The organism is Chitinibacter sp. ZOR0017 (assembly GCF_000799095.1).
In the GTDB taxonomy this organism is placed as follows: domain Bacteria; phylum Pseudomonadota; class Gammaproteobacteria; order Burkholderiales; family Chitinibacteraceae; genus Chitinibacter; species Chitinibacter tainanensis.
The window spans coordinates 1-8,345 of sequence record NZ_JTLG01000034.1 but is presented as its reverse complement, the minus strand read 5'-3'; the positions used below and the strand labels follow the sequence as shown (position 1 = coordinate 8,345).

General features: G+C 49.2%; 6 protein-coding genes. All 6 read right to left on the bottom strand.

Annotated elements, in window-relative coordinates; all coding sequences use genetic code 11:
* Positions 1 to 484: 484 nt before the first annotated feature.
* A complete protein-coding gene (locus L991_RS11135; RefSeq protein WP_047395351.1) occupies positions 485 to 748 on the bottom strand; it encodes a PAAR domain-containing protein in 264 nt (87 codons plus the stop codon).
* Positions 745 to 2,181 (bottom strand): hypothetical protein, encoded by a 1,437-nt coding sequence (locus L991_RS11130; RefSeq protein ID WP_047395348.1) that lies wholly within the window; start codon positions 2,179 to 2,181, stop codon positions 745 to 747. Before L991_RS11130 ends, L991_RS11135 begins: the two co-directional genes overlap by 4 nt.
* A 3-nt stretch (positions 2,182 to 2,184) precedes the next feature.
* Entirely contained in the window at positions 2,185 to 4,836 is a 2,652-nt protein-coding gene (gene tssH, locus L991_RS11125) for a type VI secretion system ATPase TssH (RefSeq protein ID WP_047395345.1), read from the bottom strand.
* Between the two features lie 216 nt (positions 4,837 to 5,052).
* The gene (locus L991_RS11120; RefSeq protein ID WP_047395341.1) at positions 5,053 to 5,574 is read right to left on the bottom strand and encodes a hypothetical protein; all 522 of its coding nucleotides are present in this window, start codon (positions 5,572 to 5,574) and stop codon (positions 5,053 to 5,055) included.
* 2 nt (positions 5,575 to 5,576) lie between these two features.
* Positions 5,577 to 7,718, bottom strand: a complete 2,142-nt coding sequence (locus L991_RS11115) for a peptidoglycan DD-metalloendopeptidase family protein (protein WP_052190824.1) — start codon at positions 7,716 to 7,718, stop codon at positions 5,577 to 5,579.
* A gap of 12 nt (positions 7,719 to 7,730) precedes the next feature.
* The coding region (locus L991_RS11110) for a DUF2345 domain-containing protein (protein WP_047395337.1) at positions 7,731 to 8,345 on the bottom strand (615 nt) is incomplete at its 5' end.

Below are 8,345 nucleotides of genomic sequence, written 5' to 3'. Positions count from 1 at the left end.
GATGTAGCTCAGTTGGTAGAGCACCTGACTTGTAATCAGGGGGTCGCGAGTTCGATTCCTGCCGTCGGCACCAAGAATATCAAAGGGTTAGCAAGAAATTGCTAACCCTTTGTGCTTTCGGGCTTCTTGAACGGGGTTACAACCTTCCTATCTCGACTCCCTCTACTACCTTTTAGAGTATCTCTCAGCCACAGCGGCTGTTTACGCTTGATTTACTTCTTGTGCTCGTCGCTCGGCAATACTCCTCAGTTGCCCTGCGGGTATTTCCCGTATCTACGCATTAATTTCAAGCGGGGTTGAGATATACATCAAGGCGCCGGCGGGCATGCCCGCCACCGATTTTTTGAGTCGCTTCAGTTATGGCACCTTCCGAGCATGTAGTTTTTCATTCCAGCTTGGCATGGTTTTCCAACTCACAGTATCGGATCTAGATTTTTTGGATCGGTGAACCACGTGTGCTAATTCGCTAAGCCAGCGGCGATGATTAGCCTTTTTCAACCGGGGGCAGGGTGGATATCAAGGCTGCGCCGCAGGCAGTTTTGTGTCCTTCTAGTGCCACCGGCTTGCCGCCAACCAGCCAGCTTGGATCGCCTTCGACAATTGGGCAGACGCCGTGGCCCGGAATAGGGCAGGCCACTTTATCGCCTAATACGGCAATTGGTTTGCCAAACAACACAGTTTTGGGTTGTGCACTAATTACTGTGCCACCATGGCTGGTTGGATCGCCTAAGCGAATTGCTTTCTTCATGCATTGACCTCGGTAGGCTTGCCAACACTGATGGTAATACGTTCAGTTGCGAAATGGCCAAGAACAGCCGGCGCTTGTAGCCGAGCGCTGTGGGTGAGCACGAGTGCACTATGTAGTAGTCCGCGGCAGCAACCAACGTTGCCCCAGTCACGCACTGAGTTGCTGGCTTCATCAATCGGGTTGAGGCTGATGCCGAAATAATGCAATGCCGTTGATAATGCGGCCAGGCGCGTGCCACCTACATCGGCATCACCACTGTTATGAACCAGCCAAGCAATTTGTTCCGCACAATCTTTGGCTGGCTCGGCATCTTCGCTACTAAACGGGTAATCGCGCAATGCTGCATCTAATAGCGCTTCGGCTAAGAGGTGTTGCACTTGGCGGCTGGCTTGCATTACCGACTTTTCGCTTAATTCACCTTCTTGCGCCGGGCAGAGCAAGCCGACAACGGGTAATTCATACAAGCTGCTTTGCCAGCTGGTTGGCACACGTCCCCAGCGCTCATCACCATAGGTGGCTTGTTTTTCCCAATACGGAGTGTAAGGATCAACGGCTGATTGTGGAGCACCGCTATCTGTGGTCTGTGGCTCAGGCAGCATATCGCGCAAAAAGAGTAGGGCAATACTGGCTTGGCCTGGTGCCCCTTCCCAACGAGCGAGCTCTATTTGTGCTTCGCTAGGTTCATCCCATTCATCAAGTGCTTGCTGTGCAATATACGGGCTATCTACGGCACAGATTAATACGCCTGGCCAATGCGGATTTTGCTGCAAGACCTGTTGTACTCGCTCTGCAATTGCGCCAGAGCCAGGTAAAAACCGACAATCCGCTTCATGTGGCTCATCAAATAGTTGCCCCTCAGCAGTTGATTGTTGGGCACGGCGGTAGATTTCCAGTTGCTCGCGGCCTTCGATTTCCGGGTGTGCTTCATATAAATGCGGTAGCCATGCTGCGCCTGGCGCCAAAGCATAAACTTCGCTGAGTAAGCTTACCAGCTGATGCGCCAATGCATCGGGCCAGGAAAGATCATCATCGATTTCATCAGGCAATTGTGTTTGCCAGAAACAACCATCGGGCAGCTCATGCAACCAACTGGGTTCATCTCGTGTCGCTAAGACGTGCGCCCATACACCGCGGCATGGCAAAGTTTGCTGCCGGGCTGCCAATTGCTGGTAGTGCTTATCTCGTGCAGCCGCACGCTGTGCTGCCCGCTCTGCTTCGGCTGACTCAGCCGCGGCTGCTGTTGCTGCCTGCTCCTTTCTTGCTTGCCACCAGCGCCAGCTATGCCATGCAGCGCCAATCCCTATGGGGGGAAGCAGGTGCAGCATGAGCAGCGCACTTGGGCTAATGGTTTGCCAACTCACGGGTAACACCCACCAGAGCAATGCCCACCATGCTGTGAACAGCCCGCCAAATAAACCTAAAGTACCCAGCATGTTCTAGCTCAATTTCACTTTGATCTCGTCACCCTTGAGCGACAGCGCGATTTTCTTCACCGGCTTGCCGCTCGCCATCCGTGCCAGCAAATCGGCCGAAATTTTGGCGAGCACGGTGCGTGTGAGGATTGCATCGGCATCGCGTGCGCCGCTATCGACGTCCATGCAGCGATCGGCAATCGCGTCGATCAGCGAATCTGGATAATCGAGCACCGCGCCGTGGTTTTGCGCGATGCGCTTGGCGATTTTGCTCAATTTCAGCTTCACAATCAGGCGCAGCACTTCATCGCCAATCGGGAAGTAAGGCACGATGGTTAAACGGCCCAGGAACGCTGGCTTGAAGGTTTTTTGCAAAGTAGGGCGCAGGATTTCAACCAAGTCTTCCGCCGTTGGGTCGCGCGTTTCTTCACCCACCGTCACGCCGCCGTCGCAAGCGCGCATCACCAAATCGGTGCCGGCGTTGCTGGTTAGCAAAATAATCGTGTTTTTAAAGTCGACCTCGCGCCCTTCGCTATCTTCCAGAATGCCTTTATCAAACACTTGGAAGAACAACTCGAGCACGTCTGGGTGCGCTTTTTCGACTTCATCGAGCAGCACCACCGAATACGGCTTACGACGCACCGCCTCGGTCAATACGCCGCCTTCGCCGTAGCCCAAATAGCCCGGTGGCGAGCCTTTCAAGCCCGACACACTGTGCGATTCCTGGTATTCGGACATATTAATCGTGATCAGATTACGCTCGCCGCCGTACAGTGATTCGGCCAAGGCCAACGCCGTTTCGGTTTTGCCAACGCCCGATGGGCCGACCAGCATAAACACGCCTTTGGGTTTGCTGGGGTCATCCAGATTGGCTTTGGCGATTTGCACGCGCTCGGCGATTTGCGCCAAGGCATGATCTTGCCCGATCACGCGCTCGGCGAGCAGCCCCGCCAGCTTTTGTACTTGCTCCAGCTCGTTGCTAACCATGCGGCCGAGCGGAATACCGGTCCAGCCCGAAATCACGTCGGCGATAACATTTTCATCGACGCATTCGTACGCCAGTGGCAAGGTTTTTTGCAAGGCGCGCAGCTCGGCGCGTTTGGCCTGCAATGGGCTGGTTTTTTTGCCTTTGCTCTCTGTCTTGGGTTTACTCGTAGCATCAGAAGCCGCTTTCAAGGCTTCGATCTCGGCAATCACCGCTTGCTGCGCTTCCCACGCGACGACGAGGTTTTGCAAGTCGCCTTCCAGCGCTTCGCGTTGCGTTGTCAATTCGGCAATGCGCTCGGCGTGGCCTTCCTCGGCTTGCAGCGCTTTCACTTCGCGCTCGATATTGGCAATCAGCACTTCAACGTCTTCAATCGGCGCAGGGCGGCCAGCGCGGGAAAGCGCCACGCGCGCGCACGCGGTATCGAGCACGCTGATCGCTTTATCGGGCAACTGGCGGCCGATGATGTAGCGGCTGGATAAATTCACCGCCGACACAATCGCCTCGTTCATAATCGCCACATTGTGGTGTTTGGCCATCGCCTCGGTAATGCCGCGCACCATTTGCACCGCGATTTCGGGCGCAGGTTCGTCGATTTTGACGACTTGGAAACGGCGCGCCAGCGCGGCGTCTTTCTCGAAATATTTTTTGTACTCAGCCCATGTTGTCGCCGCGATGGTGCGCAACTCGCCACGTGCCAAGGCGGGCTTGAGCAAGTTGGCCGCGTCGTTCTGCCCCGCAGCACCACCGGCGCCAATCAGCGTGTGCGCTTCGTCGATAAACAAAATAATCGGCACCGGGCTGGCTTTAACTTCGTCGATCACTTGGCGCAGACGGTTTTCAAACTCACCTTTGACACTCGCGCCCGCTTGCAACAGCCCCAAGTCGAGCGTGCGCAAAGTCACGCCAGTTAACACCGGCGGCACTTCGCCGCTCACGATTTTAAGCGCCAAGCCTTCAACGACGGCGGTTTTACCGACGCCTGGTTCGCCAGTCAAAATCGGGTTATTTTGGCGGCGGCGCTGCAAAATATCGATCATCTGGCGAATTTCAGCATCGCGCCCGAGCACGGTATCAATCTTGCCCGCCTTGGCCTGTCCGGTGAGATCAATCGTGTATTTATCCAGCCCCGGGCTACCTTTGCGCGCCATGGGGGCAACGGGTACATGGCCATCGTCTTGTTCTTCGGTAGCCACATTCGAGGTATTGCTCGCTAGTTCATTTCCATGCTGGCGTAGCGCGATATACCCGCCAATAGCCCGTTGCGAATCAATCCGCGCCAGCGTCGCCGCGCTGCTATGAATCGTTGCCTTCAGCGCATCATCGCGCACCAGAGCCAGCAGCAAATCGAGCGTCGAGACATCATCCTGCCCAAACTCAGTACTCGCCATCAACCACGCTTTTTCCAGCCATTTCGGCAGCAAGCTCGACAACACGGGGTTGCGCGTATTGCCGGTACGAAATTGCTCCAAAGCGCGATCCAGCTCGCGCTCGATCTGCTCGATATTGCTACCGAGTGAGCGCAAAGCCGCCACGCCGGCATTATCGTCTTGCGACAGCAGCGCGAGCACCACGTGCTCGATTTCAATTTCAAAATGGCTACGCGACAAAGCGCGGCTAGCCGCCTCCTCAACCGCACGACGCGCGGTGGGGGTGAGGCGGTTGATGAGGGATTTGAGAGGGGTGGACATAGAGACGTAATCCGTACTTATTAAGCGCCTAATGGCGAGTTAAAATTATGATTCGAGTTTTAGTCACTCAAACCACTAACCTTTTGGAAGGCATAATCAGTTTGAGTGAAATTTTTTCTTGCGGATCAGTGTTCTATATTTTCGAAATATAAATCTAATTTTGCAAACATTGATAATTTTTCCAGTTGAATCTTTGTTGCTGTAAGTCTGCAAAAATCAATTCCAGTCAACTCTTAGCGATAAGAAGAATATCTCTAGTTCATTCAACATGGTTGCCTCATCTTTGTTTTCAGGGTTTATTTTGTAAGTGGCATAAATTGAATAAGTATCTTTTTTGGAGAAGTAAAAATATTTTTCTATGGAATCAACACTGTTACCGCTTTTAAGGGTGATAAATGTTTCAATCTTAACATCCCCATTGGGGGTGTTTAGTAAATATCTTTGATTTATCACTATGTCATTTTTTTCTTTTTTGGCAATAAAATCTTCGCTGGTGGAGGGTTCAATGCTTAACTGGTTGCTTTCGCTTGGAAAGCTGAGTTGAACTATTTTTCTGTTTCCTTTTAATTTTATCTTCAATTCGTTTTTGCAATTGGCTGCAGTCGATTGTGCCTTGATGAAGTTAATGTCTATATTCTTTGTCGGAACAAAGCTAAACATTCCATTGCAATACTGCACTCGATTTGCTGCAAATAAGTTACTTGAAATACATATTAATACAACTAAAAGTATTTTCATGGTTAATCTCCAATTGGCTTAAAGTTGTTAGGTGTATTTGTTTCGTCATTTGTTACGTGCCATGCATGTTCAAAACATGGCCAGCGAACTTCATCAAAATGATAAGCTCCCGTATTAATGCACTTTGTTACTTGCTTAGATGAGTTTGAATCATAACCTTTGTCAGCCCATGAGTTTATTCCTAGGTCGCCCATGGGAGTCAATTCCCCTTTGCTGTCCTTCTTGTTTCTTTGTTTGGAAGCCCAAAAATAACCAGCGGCATCGCATGTTTTATATGCATTCGTTAATAAAGTATTAACTTGATTGTTTTCTGATAGCTCGATCTTTTTATAACATCCATAGTTAAAATAATTATCTCTGCCAGTTAGCTGGATAAGTCCTCTTCCTTTAAATTTTAACCCGTCACCTTTATATTTATTTCCTAGTTTTTTACCTTGATCCGTTCCGGGCTCATATTTTTCAAAGTATGAATCAGGGCCGGCCTCCACCATTTCTTTTAATCTACCTGTTTCTGCGGCTAGCTGAGAGAAGAAATGAGATATTCGTAAAGGAGTAACTATGGAGTACTTTCTCATTGTAATAGATATATTTGGGTATAATTGTGCTGGCCTCTTTGTTGTTGCATTTGAAAGGTAATCGTAAATTTTTTCTTTTGTCAAAGCACTGTTTTTATCTTCTTTAGTTGTCGAGCTTGGATTGGGTAATGTCTTACGCGTTAATCTGACTATGTCGTCTTTACCCATCCAGCCACACTTCTTAAAATGTGCGATAAATGACTTGGGGTGAAAGTGCCAGTGAATATTGCTTACAGCAAGTGCAGACTCTTCCCAAAAAGATAATAACTCAACATGTGATTTAAATTCAGAATATTGATCCTCGGTCATTGATTCATTAAGCGCGACGCTATCATTCTTTAACCAAGCGTAACGTTGATCAATTGTCCCTTTTTCCCATTCTGTTGGGAATTTGCAAATTGTACGAGAAAGCCGAAATTGAATATCTGGGTTATTTAATTTGGTTGGAAATTGTCCTTTTCTTTCTTCTTTTTCTTTATCGTCTGTAAGTATTTTTTTAATTGCAGAGGAGTTGCACTGACTATCAAGAGTAGGGTCATCCTCAATCAGATGCCATCCTAGCCAGTGAGGAAAGTCTGCATCGCTGAATTTTTTAACCCCCACCGCATTCAAATTTACCCACCCTTTACCACTTGGTATATTTACTTCATGCCAATGTGGAACCGTACCAGGCTCTATTGAATTTTCATTTTCAATGTTCACCACGCGACCAAACCTTAGCAGTTCATAGGCCGAGCTAGCTGCGACATTAAAAGCACTTCCTAATGCTTTTGCCTTGCTGTAAAGATTGTATTCGTACTTGGCATCTCTATTAGCCAATTCTTTTCCGCATTCGATAAATAAAGCCTGTTGTTGCGAGCTTTCTTGCCTAGTTGATAATTTGCATTCTCCTCGTTCAAATCTCATCGTTACATACAATGCAGTGTCGGATGTATAGATAGGAGCCCCACTTCCTGTGCGAGCTTGTGGAGATGTAATGGCTGAAAAAAATGGAGTTCCTGGGGGTAAATAGAAATGTATGTCACCATAAACAATGTTTTTTCTACCATCCTTGCTGACATCCAATGGGCCAGAATCTCTACCGACTATTTTTTTTAAATTGGTGTCATCACAAATAATTTCTAAATGCATGGCATTTTTGCCATTACAACTACCAACAGTACCTAAACTATCTTTTCGGTTTACGAGTTGCTTTTTTTTAACAAAAACTTGTTTTAAATGCATGTAAATTGAGTAGTACTCAATCTGACCTTCTTCTCCTTCCCCAATTTCAGTGTTATGTTTAATCACAACACAGCCATTATCCGTTTCGCCTTGATATGCAAGCGGTTTTTTGGCTGCCTCAGGGGATGGCTGACGCCAATATACAACCTCTCCATCTGCTATCGCACGCACTGGCTCGGCCTTTGCCCCGGTATCAGTGTGTTCAATATGCTGGCCGCCATGCCAAGCCAGGCGACTAGAAATAGGAAAACCTCCCAGAGCAGAAAAAGGCATCAAACTAGCTAACCACTCTTCATCAGTGGCATTACCTTGAGGTGTTTTGAGAATAGGGGGGCTGATAATCATGCTTTGATCCGCTTATTCCGAAAAAGGGTGACTATTTGGTGGTGTAAATTGGTTTTTGGGTAGATTCGGCAACGGCATGTTTAATTGATCTGGGCCACTTAATACGTGGTTTACCCCCTTAACACTCACTTCCCCAGGGCAGTGAATATCGATATTCCCGCCTTTTAGCCGAATATATCCGCCACCACAGGCAAGCAGCACTTCATCGCCAGCGACGATCTCAATTTTTTCTTTAATGGCGGTAATTTTGATGTTTTTATCCGCAGTGATCTCCACATCATCACTCTGCGCTTGAACTTGCACCTTGCCCTTCGCGGCGATCAGTTTGAGCGCAACTTTGTCTTTCACTCCGCTCACAAACAGACTGATGTGCTGACCAACATTGTGAATCCAGCGCCGTCCGGTGGTTTGGTTGCTGTCTCGCTGCGCGACTTGGTCGATGTTGCTGCCAGCGGTTTGCGTGAGGCTCTGTGGCGTGGTGAGCGCGAGGCCGTCCTGGCCGTGGATCATTAGTAGCGGTTGTTGGCCTGCTTGGTTTTCGGATTTTGTTCTGCCGTCCGTGTCGGTGTTGCTACCCGCTTCCCAGCTTTTCGCGGCGTGGACGTGGTGGTGCAGGTGGCCGGATTT